This window comes from Bradyrhizobium australafricanum (assembly GCF_020329495.1).
GTDB classification, from domain to species: Bacteria; Pseudomonadota; Alphaproteobacteria; order Rhizobiales; family Xanthobacteraceae; genus Bradyrhizobium; species Bradyrhizobium australafricanum.
Genome location: NZ_JAGKJL010000072.1, coordinates 1 through 17,856, shown reverse-complemented (window position 1 = coordinate 17,856; position 17,856 = coordinate 1). Strand labels below are relative to the sequence as shown.

The 17,856-nt window shown below is 61.8% G+C and carries 21 protein-coding genes; 17 read left to right on the top strand and 4 right to left on the bottom strand.

Going from position 1 to position 17,856, the window contains the following annotated elements; genetic code table 11:
* Window positions 1-16: 16 nt before the first annotated feature.
* The 13 genes from J6525_RS38910 to J6525_RS38850 all read left to right on the top strand — a co-directional run bounded on the left by J6525_RS38910 (window position 17) and on the right by J6525_RS38850 (window position 11,797).
* Entirely contained in the window at window positions 17-3,514 is a 3,498-nt protein-coding gene (locus J6525_RS38910; RefSeq protein ID WP_092089134.1) for an indolepyruvate ferredoxin oxidoreductase family protein, read from the top strand.
* Window positions 3,515-3,521: 7 nt separating this feature from the next.
* Window positions 3,522-3,887, top strand: coding sequence for a YciI family protein (locus J6525_RS38905; protein ID WP_176937174.1), 366 nt, complete (start codon window positions 3,522-3,524; stop codon window positions 3,885-3,887).
* Window positions 3,888-3,956: 69 nt separating this feature from the next.
* A complete protein-coding gene (locus J6525_RS38900) occupies window positions 3,957-4,508 on the top strand; it encodes an alcohol dehydrogenase catalytic domain-containing protein (RefSeq protein ID WP_176937173.1) in 552 nt (183 codons plus the stop codon).
* 64 nt (window positions 4,509-4,572) lie between these two features.
* Window positions 4,573-4,839: a YciI family protein gene (locus J6525_RS38895; protein ID WP_143029741.1), complete on the top strand. Its 267-nt coding sequence runs from the start codon at window positions 4,573-4,575 to the stop codon at window positions 4,837-4,839.
* Window positions 4,840-4,847: 8 nt separating this feature from the next.
* Window positions 4,848-5,153 (top strand): hypothetical protein, encoded by a 306-nt coding sequence (locus J6525_RS38890; RefSeq protein WP_092089126.1) that lies wholly within the window; start codon window positions 4,848-4,850, stop codon window positions 5,151-5,153.
* 139 nt (window positions 5,154-5,292) lie between these two features.
* Window positions 5,293-6,513 (top strand): alpha-hydroxy acid oxidase, encoded by a 1,221-nt coding sequence (locus J6525_RS38885; protein ID WP_092089124.1) that lies wholly within the window; start codon window positions 5,293-5,295, stop codon window positions 6,511-6,513.
* Between the two features lies 1 nt (window position 6,514).
* Window positions 6,515-7,477 carry an ABC transporter substrate-binding protein gene (locus J6525_RS38880; RefSeq protein WP_225648608.1) on the top strand — a complete coding sequence of 321 codons (963 nt, stop codon included), beginning with the start codon at window positions 6,515-6,517 and terminating at the stop codon, window positions 7,475-7,477.
* Between the two features lies 1 nt (window position 7,478).
* Window positions 7,479-8,414 carry an ABC transporter permease gene (locus tag J6525_RS38875; protein WP_092089121.1) on the top strand — a complete coding sequence of 312 codons (936 nt, stop codon included), beginning with the start codon at window positions 7,479-7,481 and terminating at the stop codon, window positions 8,412-8,414.
* On the top strand, window positions 8,398-9,195 hold the full coding sequence (locus J6525_RS38870; RefSeq protein ID WP_225648607.1) for an ABC transporter ATP-binding protein: 798 nt from the start codon (window positions 8,398-8,400) through the stop codon (window positions 9,193-9,195). Before J6525_RS38875 ends, J6525_RS38870 begins: the two co-directional genes overlap by 17 nt.
* A gap of 295 nt (window positions 9,196-9,490) precedes the next feature.
* Window positions 9,491-9,844: a RidA family protein gene (locus J6525_RS38865; RefSeq protein ID WP_092089117.1), complete on the top strand. Its 354-nt coding sequence runs from the start codon at window positions 9,491-9,493 to the stop codon at window positions 9,842-9,844.
* A gap of 24 nt (window positions 9,845-9,868) precedes the next feature.
* On the top strand, window positions 9,869-10,876 hold the full coding sequence (locus tag J6525_RS38860) for a zinc-dependent alcohol dehydrogenase family protein (RefSeq protein WP_141340659.1): 1,008 nt from the start codon (window positions 9,869-9,871) through the stop codon (window positions 10,874-10,876).
* Between the two features lie 474 nt (window positions 10,877-11,350).
* Window positions 11,351-11,581 carry a hypothetical protein gene (locus tag J6525_RS38855; RefSeq protein ID WP_225648606.1) on the top strand — a complete coding sequence of 77 codons (231 nt, stop codon included), beginning with the start codon at window positions 11,351-11,353 and terminating at the stop codon, window positions 11,579-11,581.
* A gap of 3 nt (window positions 11,582-11,584) precedes the next feature.
* Entirely contained in the window at window positions 11,585-11,797 is a 213-nt protein-coding gene (locus J6525_RS38850; protein WP_225648605.1) for a hypothetical protein, read from the top strand.
* Between the two features lie 170 nt (window positions 11,798-11,967).
* On the opposite strand, the gene J6525_RS38845 is transcribed toward J6525_RS38850, so the two are convergent.
* The 3 genes from J6525_RS38845 to J6525_RS38835 all read right to left on the bottom strand — a co-directional run bounded on the left by J6525_RS38845 (window position 11,968) and on the right by J6525_RS38835 (window position 13,513).
* Window positions 11,968-12,693 carry an SOS response-associated peptidase gene (locus tag J6525_RS38845; RefSeq protein WP_225648604.1) on the bottom strand — a complete coding sequence of 242 codons (726 nt, stop codon included), beginning with the start codon at window positions 12,691-12,693 and terminating at the stop codon, window positions 11,968-11,970.
* Between the two features lie 3 nt (window positions 12,694-12,696).
* On the bottom strand, window positions 12,697-13,011 hold the full coding sequence (locus tag J6525_RS38840) for a hypothetical protein (protein WP_225648602.1): 315 nt from the start codon (window positions 13,009-13,011) through the stop codon (window positions 12,697-12,699).
* Between the two features lie 106 nt (window positions 13,012-13,117).
* A complete protein-coding gene (locus tag J6525_RS38835) occupies window positions 13,118-13,513 on the bottom strand; it encodes a hypothetical protein (protein ID WP_225648601.1) in 396 nt (131 codons plus the stop codon).
* 140 nt (window positions 13,514-13,653) lie between these two features.
* Between J6525_RS38835 and ku the strand changes: the two genes are divergently transcribed.
* From ku to J6525_RS38820, 3 genes are all read left to right on the top strand, one after another.
* Window positions 13,654-14,586, top strand: coding sequence for a non-homologous end joining protein Ku (gene ku, locus J6525_RS38830; protein ID WP_225648600.1), 933 nt, complete (start codon window positions 13,654-13,656; stop codon window positions 14,584-14,586).
* A 286-nt stretch (window positions 14,587-14,872) separates the two neighbouring features.
* The gene (locus J6525_RS38825; RefSeq protein WP_225648599.1) at window positions 14,873-15,376 is read left to right on the top strand and encodes an NUDIX hydrolase; all 504 of its coding nucleotides are present in this window, start codon (window positions 14,873-14,875) and stop codon (window positions 15,374-15,376) included.
* A complete protein-coding gene (locus J6525_RS38820) occupies window positions 15,373-15,837 on the top strand; it encodes a metallophosphoesterase family protein (protein ID WP_225648598.1) in 465 nt (154 codons plus the stop codon). Before J6525_RS38825 ends, J6525_RS38820 begins: the two co-directional genes overlap by 4 nt.
* A gap of 75 nt (window positions 15,838-15,912) precedes the next feature.
* Here J6525_RS38820 and ligD read toward each other — a convergent pair whose 3' ends face one another.
* Complete coding sequence (gene ligD, locus J6525_RS38815) at window positions 15,913-16,860, bottom strand: non-homologous end-joining DNA ligase (protein WP_225648596.1); 948 nt, start codon at window positions 16,858-16,860, stop codon at window positions 15,913-15,915.
* Between the two features lie 611 nt (window positions 16,861-17,471).
* On the opposite strand from ligD, the gene J6525_RS38810 reads away from it, so the two are divergent.
* Window positions 17,472-17,856, top strand: a 385-nt coding sequence (locus J6525_RS38810) for a transposase (protein WP_225648594.1), incomplete at its 3' end; no start/stop codon positions are given.

Below are 17,856 nucleotides of genomic sequence, written 5' to 3'. Positions count from 1 at the left end.
GAAGAAGAGCATTCCCATGACCCTTCGTGAAACTGCAACCAGCGTCGATCTCGACTACCGCCTCCATGATGCGATTACGAAGGCCGAGGGCCGCGTCTTCACCTCGGGCACGCAGGCGCTGGTCCGGCTGCTGGTGATGCAGCGCCTTGCTGATCGCCGCGACGGCATCCGCTCCGCGGGCTTCGTCAGTGGCTATCGCGGCTCACCGCTTGCGGGCGTGGACACCGAGTTGTGGCGGGCAAAATCGGCGTTAGCGGATCACGACATCCGATTTCTGCCGGGCATCAACGAGGATCTCGCCGCAACGGCCGTCTCCGGCACGCAGCGGGTTGGGCAGGACCCGAACCGGACGGTCGATGGGGTTTTCGCCCTCTGGTATGGCAAGGGGCCCGGCGTCGATCGGGCCGGTGACGCGATCCGGCACGGGCATGCCACCGGTGCGTCGGGTAAAGGCGGCGTCGTCCTTGTGGTCGGCGACGATCATGCCGCGACATCCTCTTCGATCCCGAACGCCAGCGACATGTCGTTGATGGGGTGGGGGATTCCGATCCTTCATCCGGCTGGCGTCGAGGAGTATGTAGAATTCGGGCTCTGGGCCTGGGCGGCGTCGCGCTTCTCCGGCGCATGGGTTGCGTTCAAGGCGATCTCCGAGACTGTGGAAAGCAGCCGCAGCTTCACCGCCCCTGTGCTGCCGCGCTTCACGGCACCATCGCGAGACCGCTTTCCGGAAGGCGGCCTCGGATATAGCACCCGTGATTTTCTGACGCCTGCGATCGAGTTGCGCATGGCACGCCGGCTTGAAGCGATCGCCGCGTTCGCGCAGATGAACTCGCTGGACCGTATGCTGATTGATGCTCCGCAAGCAGATATCGGCATTGTCGCCGTGGGCAAGAACGCGACAGATGTTCTCGAGGTCTTCGAGCGCATCGGCCTGCCGCCGCATGTCCTGGCGCAGAAAGGTGTGCGGGTCTGGCGACCAGGCCTGATATTCCCGCTCGATCGCGCGGGCTTCGAGCAGTTCTCGCGCGGGCTGAAGCACATCCTGGTGGTGGAGGAGAAAACAAACCTCGTCGAAGGGCAGATCAAGGATGCGATCTTCAATTGGCCTGCGGATCGCAGGCCGAGCATTTCCGGTCGCGGTGGCCTCGATGGATCGCCCCTCGTGTCGGCGCTTGGTCAGCACCGCCCGTCGTCGCTTGCCGCGCCCTTGTCGGCCTGGCTTTCGGACGTGCGGCCAGATCTCGGGTTTGGCGACAGGCTCAGCCTGTTCGTACGGCCGTCCCCGTTGAGTAACGCGGCCGACGGGATGCGCCGTCTACCCTATTTCTGCTCGGGTTGCCCGCACAATTCATCCACCAAGGTTCCTGAGGGCAGCACGGCGCTGGCCGGTGTCGGTTGCCACTACATGGCGAGCTGGATGGACCGGGAGACCTCCGGGCTGACCCAGATGGGGGCGGAAGGCGTGGATTGGGCGGGGCAGGCTGCCTTCACCACGACGCCCCACGTCTTCCAGAACATGGGCGAAGGCACTTATTTCCATTCCGGTCATCTCGCGATCCGGCAATCGATCGCCGCGGGCCACAACATCACCTACAAGATCCTGTTCAACGATGCGGTGGCGATGACCGGGGGCCAGCCGGTCGACGGCCAGCTCACGGTGCCGCAGGTCGCTCGGCAGATGGCGAGCGAGGGGGCGAGGAAGGTGGTGATCGTCACCGACGACACCGCGCGCTATGCGGGGACGGCTCTCGATCAGGGCGTCACGGTCCATGACCGGCTCGACCTTGATCCGATCCAGCGCGAGCTGCGCGGGATCAAGGGCGTCACGGTGCTGATCTATGATCAGACCTGTGCGGCGGAGAAACGCCGGCGCAGGAAGAAAGGAACCTATTCCGATCCCGCGCGGCGGATGTTCATCAACAGCGCGGTGTGCGAGGGCTGCGGCGATTGCGGCAAGGCTTCCAACTGCCTCTCGATCGTGCCGCTGGAGACCGATCTCGGCCGCAAGCGCGCGATCGATCAAACCTCGTGCAACAAGGACTTCTCCTGCGTCGAGGGCTTTTGCCCGAGCTTCGTCTCCGTCCTCGGCGGACGGTTGCACAAGCAGCCGGCCTCGGGTCAGGACTGGATTGCGCGCGCCAACTCCCTTCCGCAGCCGTTGCTGGCGCTGCCTGACGGACGCCCGCACAACCTTCTTGTGGCAGGCGTCGGGGGGAGCGGCATCATCACCGTCGGCGCCATTATCGCGATGGCCGCGCACCTCGACGGTCTGGAGGTTGCCGAGCTTGACTTCACCGCGCTGGCGCAGAAGGGCGGCTCGGTGATGTGCCATTTGCGCCTTGCGCGGGACGGCCGAACGATCAACCAGCCCCGGATCGACTGGGGCGAGGCTGACGGTGTGGTAATGGGCGATCTCATCGTCGGCTGCCTGCCAGACAGTCTCGGAACGGTGCGCAAGGACGTGACCCGCGTTCTCGTCAACACCCATCTCGGCTCGACTGCGGAGTTCGCTCGCGATCCGGACGCGGATCCACGACACCACGATCTGCTCGCCAAAGTGCGCCACGCCGCCGGGACGGAGATGATCACGGGCTTCGATGTGCAGCAGCTCGCCCAGGAGCAGTTCGGCGAGACGACGGGCGCCAACATGATTCTGATCGGGCACGCCTGGCAGCAGGGGCTGATTCCAGTCAGCGCAGCTGCCATGATCCAGGCGATCACGCTCAACGGCGTCGCAGTGGAGGCGAACAAGCGTGCATTCGCTTGTGGTCGTGTGGTCGCCGCGCAGGGACTTCCCGCGCGGGGCGGGCAGCCTACGGTCTTGCTAGAGCCGGAGGAATGGCAGGCACTGGCCGACCGGCGCACCGAAGAGCTCGTGCGTTATCAGAACTCGCGCTACGCGGCGTCCTATCGGACATTCGTCGGCCAATGTGCAGCCACTGAGCGGCTCAAGCTCGGCTCCGCCAACACCTTCGTCCTGACGAAGACCGTGGCGAACGCGCTGTTCAAGCTCATGGCCTACAAGGACGAGTATGAGGTCGCCCGCCTCTACGCCAGACCGGAATTCATGGCCGATCTGAAGCAGCGTTTCGAGGGCGATTTCACGCTTCGCCTTCATCTCGCGCCTCCGTTCCTGGCAAGACCGCGCGCCGGAAGCACGACGCCGCAGAAGATCGCGTTCGGATCCTGGATGATGCGCGTCTTTGCCGTTCTCGCGCGCCTAAGAGTCCTGCGCGGAACCGGGTTCGACCCGTTCGGCCATACCGAAGAGCGACGCCTGGAGCGGCGTCTGATCGATGACTACAAGGCGCTGATCGACCGCCTCTCGATCGGCTTGTCACCAGCGACGCTGGACAAGGCGGTGCAACTCGCAAAGCTGCCCGAGCAAATGAGAGGATTCGGTCACGTCAAGCGTGCCAATGTGGCCGCCGCGAAACGGGAAGAGCAGCGATTGCTCCGGGAGTTCGAGACGATCGCGAATCCGACGCCTCGCGGCATCAAAGATGTTGCGTGAGGCTCCCATGCTGACGATCGTCCGTTGCTTGTATCGGCCAGGTGGAGCAGACGAGCGTCTCGCCATCCGCGATGTCCATGTCGCCTACATGATCGAGAACCGGCGCTGGCTCGATCAGGGGGGCGCCTTGATGTCGGCCGACGGGTCCGTGGTGGAAGGCATGTTTCTGGTGCTGCGCCACGAGACGCGCAAAGCGGTCGATGCCTTCCTGGCGAACGAGCCCTACACCCGGGCAGGTCTTTTCGAAAGCGTCACGATCGAGTCGTTTGAGCGTTTCGTCCCCCACCCGGATCCGCAATTTCTCGAGCAGCTCCTCGTATCGGCCAGAGAATGGATCGCACGCAATTTGCGAACGCACGAGCAGCGGGGCTGAAGGCGGCTGCCCCTGCGACGTTACAGATCTCTTCGCGGAACTGACGTGAATCATCATTGAGGGATTATTGTGCGGGCATTTTATCTCGACCAATTCGGACATCTCGACGGCCTCATTCTCAAAGAGACTTCCGTGCCGCCCCTCGGGCCAAAGGACGTTCTCGTTCGCAGCCGCGCGAATTCCCTGAATTATCGCGATCTATTGATTGTGAGCGGCCAAGGCGGGAGCTTCAATGCCGCGAGCGGGACACGACCTGGATTGGTGCCTGTTTGTGACGGCGCAGGTGACGTCTTGGCGGTGGGCAAAGACGTCACGCGGGCAAAGATTGGCGACCGCGTTGCGGGCACGTTCTTCAGGCGCTGGATCGGCGGGCGTATCAAGCCGGAGTATCTCGGCGAGCAGCGGGGCCGGGATGTAGATGGCTTGCTGCGAGATCACGCAGTCCTCGATGAAGAGGAGGTCGTGCGCGTTCCGGACCATTTGTCCTATACGGAATCCGACTATCAGCCGCAGCTGATCCGCGTTTGCCAGCCGACGCCGGTCGCTACTCATGAAAATCTTTCAGGCGGCGGCCTGTTGGAGGGGATCGTCCATTTAATTGACAGAACGGTCGTACTATGAATAATAATCCGAAGAAGACAAGAGTTGGGGAGGACCATCTATGATGGAGATACGACAACTCGCCTTGGACGATCGCTATACTGCGACGTCGGATGAGGTCCTGCTCAATGGGGCGCAGGGCCTCCTTGTTGCCATGACGAACCAGATAGGCAGCGGATTCGCGCTCGAGTACAGGACGCGCGAGGAGGTCGATCGCTTCCTCGTAGCCGAACCATACCGCGTCTCGGTGCATCCCATGACGGTGATGGTGCCTGAGCGCCATCCTGGCTTCCAGGAAGATGAACTCCGGCGCCAATTGTCCGAAATCGACACTTCCAAGCTGGTGCCGTGAGTCAGAACATGCGCGGGATCACAAGCATCGGAACCTGCAACTTCTCGCAGCTCGCCAACGCCTACGCTCACCGGCACGGAATCAATACTCGAGACCTCAAGCGCGCGATGGCGAAGGTTTCGGTGAAGAGCCACGCCAACGCTGTCAGCAATCCGCGAGCACATCTTCGCGGCCGACATTGGCGCCTCGCGCCGCTGCCGGCGTCACTGTCGGAATTCTTCCCGGCGGGCACCGGGACCAGCGGATTGTCGCTCTCCTATAGTTTCGCGGTAACGGTGTTCGGCGGCTTCGCTCCGTTCATCATCACATGGTGATCGCAACGACCGGCAGCAAACTCGCACCAAGCTATTACGCCGGCGCGGCCGCGACGCTGAGCTTGGTGGTTCTTATCGCACTGCGCAGCCGCTGTCGTCCAACGCCCGAAACTATCAGCGCAATTTCGGAGGGCCGGTGATGAAATTCCAAGCCAATGCCCATTCAATCGCCGAATACCGCGAGCTCGCGCGGCGGGCGCTGCCGAGGATGATATTCGACTTCTGCGATGGCGGCGCTGACGGCGAAAACACGCTTGCAGGCAACCGCGCCGCACTGGATGCGAAGCGACTGCTCGGCTCGGCGCCGATCGATGTCGGCCGTCGCAGCCAGGAGGTCAAGCTCTTCGGCAAGTCCTACGCAATGCCGCTCATCATCGGCCCGACGGGCCTGGCAGCAGCGGCTTGGCCGGACGGGGACATAGCTTTAGCTCGCGCCGCTGGCCGGGCCGGCATTCCCTTCGTCATGAGCACCGCAGGCACTTGCACGCAGGACGACGTCGCTTCGGCGGGCGACGGTAGCAAATGGATGCAGCTCTACATCTTCAAGGATCGCGCCTTTAGCGCGCGCATCGTTGACAAGGCGGAAGCACTCGGCTTCGAAGCCATCGAGGTTACGGTCGACAACGCGGTCGCCGGCAAGAGGCTGCGCGATGAGCGTAACGGATTCTCGCTGCCGTTCCGATGGACGCCGGCAAAGCTGGCGGGCCTCCTCGTCCATCCCGGCTGGAGCATGAGGATGGCGCGGGCAGGGGCGCCGCAGCTCAAGGTGATGGGGGAAGGACTCGGGCTGGAAAAGACCGACACCATCGCCGCGCTGATGCAGAGCCAGTTCGATGCCTCGATAAGCTGGGACGATATCGCAAGACTGCGCGATCGCTGGAAGAAGCCACTGATCGTCAAGGGATTGCTCGACCCGTCGCATGTCAGCAAGGCCTTGTCAGTCGGGGTTGATGGTCTGGTGATCTCCAACCATGGCGGTCGTCAGCTCGATGGCGCCGTCGCCTCGATCGACGTCCTGCCCGACTTCGTGGCGGCGGCCGGCGGCCGGCTTACGCTCTTGATCGATAGCGGTTTCCGCACAGGCTCCGACATTGCTCGCGCGCTCGCGCTCGGAGCTGACGCCGTTCAGGTCGGTCGGGCGACGCTCTATGCGCTTGCAGTCGGCGGCGAGGAAACGGTCTTCCATGCCCTTGGCCTCCTGAAAGCCGAACTGGACGTCGCCCAGGCGCTGATGGGCGTGGCCAGGATCGAGGATTTTCATCCAGGCATGATCCGTCAGCCGGCGCCGGTTCCGCTCGCGCCTCGACCTGACGCCGGGGCGTCGCCAACTCCTGTCTCATACCTAAGAAAAGGCACGTGACATGCGCATATTGAAGGGATTTCTTACCGCTGCCTGCCTCGCTTGGTTCGCATCGTCCGCGACCGCCAAGGACCTGCCTCTCATCGGCCTCACTTATATCGTGGAGCACCCCGCCATCGATGCCGTGCGTGAAGGCATCATCGATGGCCTCAAATCGGCTGGCTATGAAGATGGCAAGACGGCCAAGATTGTAATCCGAAGCGCCCAGGGAAACATGGCGACCCAGGCCCAGATCGCAAACGAGTTTTCCGGTCTCGACCTCGATATCTCGATCGCCATATCGACCCCCTCCGCGCAGGCCCTGAAAAATTCTCTGAAAGGCAAGCCGTTGATCTTCGCAGCGGTGACCGATCCTGTCGGCGCTGGCCTCGTCCCGTCGATGGCCAAGCCGGGCGGCAACGTAACCGGGACCAGCGACCAGCAGCCGTATCCGCCGATCCTCGAGCTGATCAGGAAGCTGGCGCCGGGCGCCAGGAAGATCGGCGTGATCTTCAACCCGGGCGAGGCCAATTCCGTCTCGCAGGTTGAATCTTTGAAAGTAGCGGCCAAGGCTTCTCAATTGGAGATCGTCGAGAGCCCTGCCGCCCAGTCGGCCCTGGTCGGAGACGCTGCGCGCAGTCTCGTCGGCAGGACCGATGCGATTCTGTTGCCTACCGACAGCACCGTCGTGTCGGTTGTCGAGAGCGTGGTGACTGTAGGCAAGACGGCGCGACTGCCCGTCTTCGCCTGCGACACGGGTTCGGTCGAGCGGGGCGCTCTCGCGGCGTTGGGCTTCAACTACTACGAGTTGGGCAAACTGACCGCACAGATGGCGGGCAAGGTGCTCAAGGGAATGAATCCCGGCGAAATCCCGGCGCAGGTGCCGGGGAGCCAGGACCTTTATCTCAACGCGTCGTCAGCAAAGGCGATGGGTGTCGATGTCCCCGCCGAAATCCGCGCTGGCGCGAAAAAAGTGATCGAGTGAGATGAGTCTTTTCGCGTTCGCCGGCGCCCTCGAAACGGGATTTCTGTTCTCGCTGGTGGCCCTGGGCGTCTACATCTCGTTTCGTGTGCTCGCTTTTCCGGACCTCACGGTGGACGGCAGCTTCCCGCTCGGAGCCGCGGTCGGCGCGACTGCGATCGTGAATGGCGTCGATCCGTTCTTGGCGACTGCGCTGGCCGCTATGAGCGGCGCAGCCGCCGGGCTGATCACCGCCTTGCTCAGCGTGCAATTCCGCATCATGAATCTGCTGGCGGGCATTTTGTCGATGGTGGCGCTCTTCTCCATCAATCTGCGCATCATGGGGCGGCCGAACCTGCCGATCTACGGGCGAGCGACGGTGTTCGATCGTTTCGGCGAACTGGGCGACTTCGGCCTGTGGCGAAATGTGATCGCTCTCGCCCTCTTCGCCATTGCCGCAAAGCTGCTGATCGACTGGTTCCTCAAGACCGAGATCGGCCTTGCTCTGCGGGCTAGCGGTGAGAACCCGGCAATGGCGGAGGCTCAGGGCGTCAACAATGCCGCGATGATCTATCTCGGAATGGCCATCAGCAACGCGCTCGTCGCGCTAGCTGGCGCGTTGTTCGCCCAGACGCAGGGCGTGGCCGACGTTTCCATGGGCGTCGGCACGATCGTCACAGGACTTGCGGCTCTGATTATAGGCGAGGCGCTGCTTAGGCGGCGGGCTCCTTTCTTCGGGACGCTCGGCTGCCTGGTCGGGGCGCTCGTCTATCGGCTTTTTATCGCGGCAACGCTGAGCCTGGGCTTCATCCAGGCGCAGGATCTCAATCTGGTGACGGCAATCGTGGTCGCAGCGGCGGTGATCCTGTCGCAAGGCCGTGGCCTGGGTATTGCGAAGGGCGGAATGGCCCGCCTTCTCGCACGTCGTGCAGGAGGCAGGGTCAATGCTGCGTCTGAATGATCTGCACGTCACGTTCAACGTGGGAACTCCGACAGAAGTGCGGGCGCTTCGCGGTGTCAATCTCGACATCTCGCCTGGCGAATTCGTCACGGTTATTGGCTCGAACGGCGCGGGCAAGTCGACTCTCCTGTCCGCGATTGTCGGCGCCGTGCGTCCGAGTCGGGGGACCATCAAGCTCGGCGCCCAGGACATAACGGATTGGCCGGCCTCGAAGCGCGCCGCGGATGTCGGACGCGTCTTCCAGGAGCCGCGGCTCGGAACGTGTGGATCGCTCAGCATCGAGGAAAACTTGGCCCTTGCCGCAAAACGCGGGCGTCGTCGGGGCTTTTCGACCGCCCTCTCGGGCGGCCGGCAGCGTAGGCAATTCGCGAACAAGCTCGCGCGGCTCGGACTCGGTCTGGAGGACCGCATGTCGACGCCGATCGGCCTGCTTTCGGGTGGACAGCGGCAGGCCGTCAGTCTGTTGATGGCGACGCTCTTGCCGATGAAGATTCTGGTTCTGGACGAGCATACGGCCGCACTCGATCCTGCCGCGGCGGCGAAAGTCCTTTCGCTCTCAGCGGAGATCGCCGACGCCGACGGACTGACCGTGCTGATGGTGACCCACTCGATGGGAGACGCTCTGGCCCTGGGCACACGCACCATCCTGATGGATCGTGGCGTTGTCGCGCTCGATGTAAGCGGCGAGGAGCGGCGAAAGCTCGACATTCCAGCACTGCTTCAGCTCTTCGGCAAGGCAACCGGAAGGGTCGTCGACAGCGACCAGATGATGCTGACTTGATCGTCTAGTGATGTGTTCTTGTGTGGGAAGCTGGAAACCTGATGAAACGAAAACGAACCGACAGACAATCGTCGCAAGAGAACAAACTCGGGGCTCCGGCTGTATCTGCAGGCTTCCTTCCGGGCCCGGTCCGAACGGACAGCCTCCTGAAAGCTCACACATAGCGGCCCTTTCGCCCTAACGGATTCGCGCCTCCCGCTCCAAACCGACCGTTTTCCTACACATTCAGCGGAAGAGACGTGTCGAGGCTTACATAGCTCAACCGTTCGTTCTATTAACTGGAAGGAAGAAACATATGATCAAGCACATCGACTCGGGCGATCTCTTGTCCCAGGTGACCGTCTCGAATGGCACGGCATATTTGTCCGGCCAGGTGGCCTTCGATTCTCGCGGCGAGGATTTCCCGACACAAGCCGCAGAAGTATTCGGGCGGATCGACGCACTTCTGGAGAAGGCCGGGACGGATCGATCGCGATTGCTGACGGCGACTGTGTGGCTAGCGGACCTCGGTCATTTTGCCGGATTCAATGAACTCTGGCGCCATTGGCTTGGCGTGCATGGGCGGCCAGCGCGCGCTACGGTCAAGGCAGATCTGGTATTGCCCGGGCTTTTGATTGAAATTCAGGTAACGGCCGCTGTTGGCGATTGATACGCCCAGTTCAGAGGATCCAACATGCAGGCGTTTTCCATCGAGCAACCTGGTAACCCAAATAGCCTATTTCTGAAGAAACGGGCCTCTATAACACCTGGTGCGCGCGAGGTACTTGTCCGCATCCGGGCAAATTCTCTCAACTACCGCGATCTGCTTATCCTGCGTGGCGATACATTCAACGTGCGGCCGGGTCTAATTCCGCTCAGCGACGGAACTGGCGATATTGTCGCTGTTGGAGATCGAGTCACACGGGCCAAGATCGGAGATCGAATAGCAGCGACGTTCTTCCCGCGGTGGATCGGCGGCCGGGTCAGGCCGGGGTACATTTCGGAACAGCGCGGCAGCGATGTCGATGGATTGCTATGCAGTCACGCCGTCATCAGCGAGGAGGAGATCGTTCACCTCCCGGCTCATCTCTCTTTCGCCGAAGCTGCAACGCTTCCCTGCGCGGCCTTGACCGCCTGGTCCGCACTGACTGGGCCGGTCCCCGTGATAGCCGGCGATACTGTTCTCATCCAGGGCTCAGGGGGCGTATCCTTGTTCGCTCTGCAATTCGCCAAGCTGTTCGGTGCCCGGGTCATTGCGACGACCTCGAGCGCCGATAAGGCCGAGCGCCTGAAAGAACTCGGGGCAGACGACGTCATCAACTATAAGGACACGCCTGATTGGGAGTTTGCCGTGCGGAAGCGAACAGGGGGATTAGGGGCAGATCATATAGTTGAGGTAGGCGGCTTAGGAACCCTGACGCGTTCCCTGAAAGCTAGCGCGGTCGGCGGGCAGATCGCGCTGATCGGCAGGTTGACCAAAGTCGAGGACTTCGATCCGTCGGCGCTCAGCCAGAGTGTGTCGACCGTCCGACGGATCACGGTCGGCAGCCGCGATGGCTTTGATGCGATGAATCGAGCTATCGCCGCGCAGCAACTCCGGCCGGTAATTAGTCGCTCTTTCCCGTATTCTAAGGCCATGGATGCTTTCCGGGCCTTCGAAAGCCGATCACATGTCGGCAAGATCGTAATCGAGCATGAGTGATCACAAGCAACTCAGCGCTGGAGTGGATGCGCAGCCGGAGCCGCGAAGCGTGCATGGCGTCCGTGCATAGCGGACGAAGTGGTGGTTATGCCGCCGGGACGGGTGGTCGTGCGGCAGGCAGCGTAGGCACTTCGCGGACAAGCTCGTGCGGATCAGGCTTGGTCTCCAGGACCGCATGTCGATGCCGATCAGCCTGCTTTCGGGTAGACAGCGGCAGGCCGTCAGTCTGTTGATGGCGACGCTCTTGCCGATGAATATCCTGGTTCTCAACGAGCATACGGCCTTACGGTCCAGCTCAGGATTGTGCCCAACCTACGGAAGGTTCAGTACCTACTACGTCGGCGAAATTTTACATCGATCCCGAGAGCGTGATTCCCAACGCCCGGCGAGACGGCTTCGAGGAGACCGGCGCCTGGCTGGAAATCCAGTCGGAATTGATAACGACGGTCTGTGCACCCCTGGCTTCCGATGCCTATGCGGCCTCGCAACGGGGGGCAACTCGACGTCGAAGCAGTCGTCGGCGATATCGGCGATCTGGTGAAGCGCGGCAACACCCTCGCCCAGAGCTCCAGGTCGTCTTACGATCAGGTCGTCGAACTGATGAACTTGGCGAAGAGACCGAGGCGGCGTGCGGCGTCCGCGCTGAAGATCGTCGACGATCTCGACGCGACGGCCGTCGACGAAGGCCACCCAAATCGTCAATAGTCGGTGTTGCTCAAGGACGCCGCCAAATCGGTCGAATCCGTCGAGACGCAAGCGCGGATGCTGGTGGGACGTTTCCTCGACGAGGACGACAAGCTGACGGCGCTCAAGGCGCGTTTGAGAGAGGAAATTCTTCAGGAAGTACTGGACGTCGTCAACGCGTATGTCGATCCGGCTACCTATCAAAAGATCAAGCGGCAACTGACCAGGACTAGATAGTCGGCCAAATTCGCGAGGAACTTGTCGGCGATCGTCTGCTGCAACGTGCTCATGAGCCAATCTCGGATTCGTAGGTTGCTGCTGAAAGAATTGTAACCTGCGCAGCGCTGCAGCATAAGGCGACCAAGTCAACATGGATGATCTTGCCGCTGATGGGCGGCACTTGCCCGTCACGCCGCCGGCCCGGGCGGGTCTTCCTTGATACCGCGGGCAACGATCCGGAGCGTCTGGTCCGGAAGCGGCCGCTGCAGCTTCAGGGCCTCGTCCGGAGGTGCCGTCATCCATGCCTCGACCTCGTCCGGCGTCGTCAGGATAACCGGCATTGCCTTCGAGTGGATGGCACCGACCTCGGCGTTCGGCTCTGTCGTGAGGAACGCGTATAGGTCGTTGGTGGTCTCGCCTTCCTTGACCTTCCGGACGGACGTCCAGTTGGTCCAGATGCCGGCGAAGCAGGCGAGGGGGCGGGTCTCGTCGAGCGCAAACCAAATATCGCCGCCCTCGGTCTTGTTGAATTCGCTGAACGAGTTGAATGGCACTACGCAGCGATTTTCGGTCCCCAGCCATCGCGTCCAGTGCTTGCTCTTCACGTTGCGGATGTTTGTCGTACCGCCGTCTGGTTCCATCCGCAGCAATTCCTTGAAATCCACTGCCTTGCCTTTGGCCTGCAGCTTTTCGGCTCGTTTCTTGGTGGCGTCCATCAGCGCCTTCGACGACGACGGCATCCCCCATCGCGCCGTAGCGAGTTCGCGGCCCTCGGCCCCGTTGCGCACGATCGGCGCCTTGTAATCGGGAAAAACCCCCGGCATTGGCGCCAGATTTCCAACGTATCGGTTCACGACGCGGAACAGCGCGCTGATCGCGGCTTGGTTGGTCGTGATCGAATAAAGATTGCACATCGGTCAGGATTCGGTTCGAGGGTGGCGCGGCTGCCACGTCAACTGTAGCAGAGTCGCGGATGGACGCCGGCCCGCCTTGGCGCATTTGCGGCAGCGCAGCCGGCTGGCGAGATCGTGCACGAAGGTGGTCGGCGGGTGCTTCATTGCGGCGAGGTCCACGTCACTCGGCGTCTTGCAGCGCGCGCACCTGATCTCCAGCCAGGGGAAGCCTCCGTTCACAGCCTGATCAATGGTCGGTGACGGATCGATCGGTTCGCCATCACTCCACATCCGCTCGTTCCAGCTTTCGCAAAGCAGCCTATCGGCTTGCTGGATCATTGCCTACAGAGCCTTGCGATCGCCGCCCGACAGAGGCGTAGGATGATACTTCGGGGCCATCCGGACATCCGGGCGCAGAGAGATCGGATCGGCAAATCCTGAACGACTACGGCGTCTCGAACGCTGGCCAGCACCCGTCTTCTTCATGCCGGCCGGTGCGCTGCTGGCAGGTGTTGTCGAGCAACCGCTGCGCGACGTCCTTCCAGACTGCGTTGCGGCCATACAATCGGACTGCATCGGTCGTCTGGATTTCGACTATTCGCTCGCAGCGGCGGCAGGTCACGCGGAGGACGTGGCGCGGAATGTCGGAAAGACGTCGTTGCCGGATCTCGGTTGCGGTCGTGCCAGCGCGGAGGTCTTTGAGGACCGAGTCCCAGTATTCGGCCGGGAGGGGGACATCCGGAGCCGCAGCGGACGGCGCTCGTCTGCGGTCGGCTTCGGCGGCCAATTTATCCATCTGCTTCGGGGTCGGCATGCGCCAGCTCGCGGGTCGGTCGGTCATGTCCGAATTAGAACATAACAAGAACAAATGTCGAGTCCGAGCTGGCAGCAGCTCAGAAAAATCCTCCTTTGGCACGGGCCGCGATGTCGGAACCAAGCCGGGCCGTTCGTCTTGAATCCGGTATCTGTATCGGAGTTCCCATGGCCCCCCGCGCTAACTGGAAAGGCTTCCTGCGTCTTTCCCTCGTCACCTGTCCGGTCGCGCTCTATCCGGCCACCTCGGAATCCGAAAAGGTCTCGTTCAATCAGCTGAACCGAAAGACCGGCCATCGGATCAAGTACGCCAAGGTCGACGCCGACACCGGCGAGGAGGTCGACAACGAGGACATCGTCAAGGGCTACAAGGTCGACACCGACACCTTCATCGAGGTGACCAAGGAAGAGCTCGAGAACGTCGCGCTAGAATCGACGCGAACCATCGAGATCGACGAGTTCGTCGACCGCAGCGAGATCGATCCGCGATATCTCATTCGCCCCTACTACCTGCGTCCTGACGGCAAAGTCGGGCACGATGCCTTCGCCGTCATTCGCGAAACCATCCGCGAGATGAACAAGGTCGCAATCGGCCGTGTGGTGCTGACCAATCGCGAGCACATCATCGCGTTGGAGCCGCTCGACAAAGGGCTGATGGGCACGCTGCTGCGCTACCCCTATGAAGTCCGTCCCGCGGATGAATATTTCGACGACATCCAGGATGTCAAAGTCACCAAGGACATGCTCGATCTCGCCAAGCACATCGTCAATCAGAAGGCCGGCCATTTCGAGCCGGACAAGTTCGAAGACCAGTACGAGACCGCGCTCATCGATCTGATCAACCAGAAGCGCGCCGGCAAGCCCATCACCGCGAAAGCGCGTCCCCGAGGTGAGAACGTCGTGGACCTGATGGACGCGCTGCGCAAGAGCATCGGAAGAGAGGGGGCGGCCGCGACAGAGGCACCCAAGAAATCAGGAAAAAAGCCGCGCAAGGCAGCGGCCGGGCAGAAGGAAATGCTGATGCCGATCGCAGGCAAGAAGCCGGCGAAGGAGACCGCGGCGAAGAAGCCGGCGGCCAAGCCGCAGCGGAAGTCGGCCTAGGTGTCGTGAGGCATCCGGTGACGCCGGACAGCCACTCCTTCGTCGTCCGCGACAGGCTCTGGCGGATGGCAAATCCCAATCTCCACGAGGTCACGCGAGATCATCTCGTCGGCAGTCTAATGGCGGCCCGGCGGGCGGTGCGCGGCGCCAGGAAGGCGGCCGATCGCGAGGCCGAAGTAACGGTGCATAGGACCGTGGACGAGGCTCAGCAGGCGCTCGGCGAGCGCGGTCTGGTATGGCGGGACGACGGCTCCGGCTCTCGATTGCTCTGCAAAGTAGGAGCGATATGGTTGCGGTGAAAAAGACTTCCAGGAGATCGACCTCGAGCGCGGGCATTCTCGCATACCGCAAGGGCGCTCGCGGGCTCGAGGTACTGCTCGTTCATCCCGGCGGTCCGTTCTGGCGCAACAAGGACGATGGCGCCTGGTCAATTCCTAAGGGCGAAATCGATGCCAATGATGCTTCGGAGAACGTCGCTCGACGCGAATTTGCCGAAGAACTCGGCCCAAGCGCTTCGATTGGCCCACTCAAGGCGCTGGGGGAAGTCCGACAGCGAGGAGGGAAGCGCGTCATCGCATTCGCCGGCAAGGGCCGCTTTGATCCGGCAGCGCTGACCAGCAATACCTTCGATATCGAATGGCCGCCCCGCAGCGGTCGACGGCAGAGATTTCCTGAAGTCGACCGCGCGGAATGGTTTGATATCGAGTTAGCGCGGACCAAGATGCTGTCCGCTCAGGTAGAGTTTCTCGATCGTCTTTTGGCAATCGCGGTTGAGAGCGTCGGGAAATGATCTTCAGGATTGGAATCATTTCGGACACGCACGGCCTGTTGAGGCCCGAGGCGGAACGAGGCCTGGCGGGCGTCGATCACATCATCCATGCAGGCGACATCGGCCGGCCCGAGATCGTCGACGCGCTCCGCCAAATCGCGCCCGTCACGGCCATTCGTGGAAACGTAGACAGTGGCGAGTGGGCTCGCGACTACCCCGACACGAACCTTGTGCGCCTGGCGGAAAAGTCGATCTACGTTCTGCACGACCTGAAGACGCTGAAGGTCGATCCCAGCGCCGGCATCGACGTCATCGTCTCCGGGCATTCCCACGTGCCGAAGATCGACACGGTCGGTGGCATTCTCTACCTGAATCCCGGCAGCGCGGGACCTCGCCGTTTCAAGCTGCCGATCACGTTTGCGACGCTCGAACTCACGCCTGACGGCATGCGACCGCAAATCCACGACCTTGAAGGCGACTGAGTGCCACCGCGGAGGGCCGGAGGAGGCGAGTGCGTCAATCCTTCCGTTTGGCGGGTTACGCCCCCGGGGGAAGCGCTATTTGCGCGGACGTTCTCGCTCGCGCACGAACTCCTTCGCCCGCTTGTCGGACCTGAGCCCAAGGTAGACGGGCTGGCGCAGATCGCCCTTGCTCGTCCACTCCGCAAATTTGACCTCGGCAACCAACGAGGGTTTGACCCAGGTCGTGGCGGCCTCGTCCTTCACTTTGGCAGGGAAGGGTGATTTAGGGGTCGTCAGCTTCACGAGCTTGGCATGGAGGTCTTCCAGGACCTTGTGGCTGAAGCCAGTGCCGACATGACCGATATAGCGCCATGTGTCGTCTTCCCGCACGGCGAGGACCAGGGCGCCGAAGAACGGCCTGGTGCGCTTAGGCGCTGTGAATCCCGCGATCACCACTTCCTGCCGCTTTGCTGTCTTGATCTTCAGCCAATCCGCCGTCCGGCTTCCGGACGCGTAGGCGCTGTCGGCGCGCTTCGCCATGACGCCTTCCAGACCTTTCCGCTCGGCCTCGGCGAAGAATTTCGTGCCGTTCGCTTTGCGGTGACGGCTGAAGGCGATCAGCCGGTGGCTCGGCAGGATCGCTTTCAGCCGCTCCTTGCGCTCGAGAAGAGGCCGTTTGCGCAAGTCAATTGCGTTCTGAAACATGAGATCGAAGGCGCAATACAGGAGCTTCGCTTCATGACGCAGCGCGTTCTGAAGCAGCTGGAAATGCGAGACGCCGTCCTTTCCGATCGCGACGAGCTCGCCGTCGATCACGGCGTCGCCCTTCACGCCCTCCAGCGCTTTGGCGACCTCGATATAGCTGCGGCTGATGATCTTGCCGTTGCGGCTGTAGAGCGAAACCTTGCCCCGTCGGATTTCCGCGATCATCCGGAAGCCATCATACTTATCCTCGAAAACCCAGTCGGAGTCGTCGAACGGCCCGTCGGTGAGCGTAGCGAGCATTGGCTGTAAGCGCTTGGGCAGGGTCGACGTCCGGCTCATTCAAGGGCCAATCCTTCAGCGCGTGTTGCGGAATGCACGGACGGCACCTTCTCGCTCGAGGTGGCCAGGGCCGGTTCGATGAAGCCGGGGAAAAGCGCCTCGACACCGATAGCCGGCCTTTTACGCTGAAACGCCACTGAAGAACTCCACGCTGTAGCCAATTCAAATTGGCACAGTTCGAATCGTTCCGGAACCTGCGAATCCCTGTCGCGTTTGCTCCGATGTCACAGCAGGAGGTACCGATGGCGGTAGCGAGGAGGGGCAAGACGGCGCGCGGCTGTCGCCGCACCGGGCTCCCGTGAACCGAGCCCCCGAGCGTCTACGCCCTGCGGCTTCGATCCGTCGCGCACGAGCAGACCATGGCCCCTCGCGGGGCAGAAACGAAAAACCGGACCTTTATGCAGCAGCCACCTGCACAAAGGTCCGATCTTATCTTAGCGTGCCGCGATACCGAACGGCTGCGAAGGACGCTTCATATCCTTTGGAAGGTCTCGCTTTTCATCCGGGTTGCGACCCGGAGGCGGCAATAGATCGATTTTGTTGAAAAAGGCCGCGGTTGCGACTCAGAGGTACCAGTGATTCAGTCTGTTTAATTGGCAGGACTGAAGATCATGATGGGACATCGGCAAGTCGAACAGGCCGCTTTGTTCTATGAGTTCTCGCTCGAGACGCACGTCCCTTCCGATCACTTGCTTCGTTCGATCGATAGATTCGTCGATCTTGAACAGATTAGGCAGGACCTGGCGCCCTTCTACAGCACGATCGGCCGGCCTTCGATCGATCCCGAGCTGATGATACGGATGCTCCTGATCGGCTATTGCTTCGGCATCCGGTCGGAGCGGCGTCTGTGCGATGAGGTTCACCTCAATTTGGCCTACCGGTGGTTCTGCCGGCTCGGCTTAGAAGGTGCAGTGCCGGACCACTCGACATTCTCCAAGAATAGACATGGTCGCTTCCGAGAAAGCGATCTCTTCCGTCGTGTGTTCGAGAACGTCT

Excerpts from the sequence above, each read along its gene's own strand:
- J6525_RS38855 (WP_225648606.1), top strand. The coding sequence starts at position 11,351 with ATGCGGCCTCGCAACGGGGGGCAACTCGACGTCGAAGCAGTCGTCGGC.
- J6525_RS38835 (WP_225648601.1), bottom strand. The coding sequence starts at position 13,513 with ATGACCGACCGACCCGCGAGCTGGCGCATGCCGACCCCGAAGCAGATG.
- ligD (WP_225648596.1), bottom strand. The coding sequence starts at position 16,860 with ATGAGCCGGACGTCGACCCTGCCCAAGCGCTTACAGCCAATGCTCGCT.
- J6525_RS38905 (WP_176937174.1), top strand. The coding sequence starts at position 3,522 with ATGCTGACGATCGTCCGTTGCTTGTATCGGCCAGGTGGAGCAGACGAG.
- J6525_RS38845 (WP_225648604.1), bottom strand. The coding sequence starts at position 12,693 with ATGTGCAATCTTTATTCGATCACGACCAACCAAGCCGCGATCAGCGCG.
- J6525_RS38870 (WP_225648607.1), top strand. The coding sequence starts at position 8,398 with ATGCTGCGTCTGAATGATCTGCACGTCACGTTCAACGTGGGAACTCCG.
- ku (WP_225648600.1), top strand. The coding sequence starts at position 13,654 with ATGGCCCCCCGCGCTAACTGGAAAGGCTTCCTGCGTCTTTCCCTCGTC.
- J6525_RS38865 (WP_092089117.1), top strand. The coding sequence starts at position 9,491 with ATGATCAAGCACATCGACTCGGGCGATCTCTTGTCCCAGGTGACCGTC.
- J6525_RS38890 (WP_092089126.1), top strand. The coding sequence starts at position 4,848 with ATGCGCGGGATCACAAGCATCGGAACCTGCAACTTCTCGCAGCTCGCC.
- J6525_RS38880 (WP_225648608.1), top strand. The coding sequence starts at position 6,515 with ATGCGCATATTGAAGGGATTTCTTACCGCTGCCTGCCTCGCTTGGTTC.
- J6525_RS38840 (WP_225648602.1), bottom strand. The coding sequence starts at position 13,011 with ATGATCCAGCAAGCCGATAGGCTGCTTTGCGAAAGCTGGAACGAGCGG.
- J6525_RS38860 (WP_141340659.1), top strand. The coding sequence starts at position 9,869 with ATGCAGGCGTTTTCCATCGAGCAACCTGGTAACCCAAATAGCCTATTT.
- J6525_RS38875 (WP_092089121.1), top strand. The coding sequence starts at position 7,479 with ATGAGTCTTTTCGCGTTCGCCGGCGCCCTCGAAACGGGATTTCTGTTC.
- J6525_RS38820 (WP_225648598.1), top strand. The coding sequence starts at position 15,373 with ATGATCTTCAGGATTGGAATCATTTCGGACACGCACGGCCTGTTGAGG.
- J6525_RS38885 (WP_092089124.1), top strand. The coding sequence starts at position 5,293 with ATGAAATTCCAAGCCAATGCCCATTCAATCGCCGAATACCGCGAGCTC.
- J6525_RS38910 (WP_092089134.1), top strand. The coding sequence starts at position 17 with ATGACCCTTCGTGAAACTGCAACCAGCGTCGATCTCGACTACCGCCTC.
- J6525_RS38825 (WP_225648599.1), top strand. The coding sequence starts at position 14,873 with ATGGTTGCGGTGAAAAAGACTTCCAGGAGATCGACCTCGAGCGCGGGC.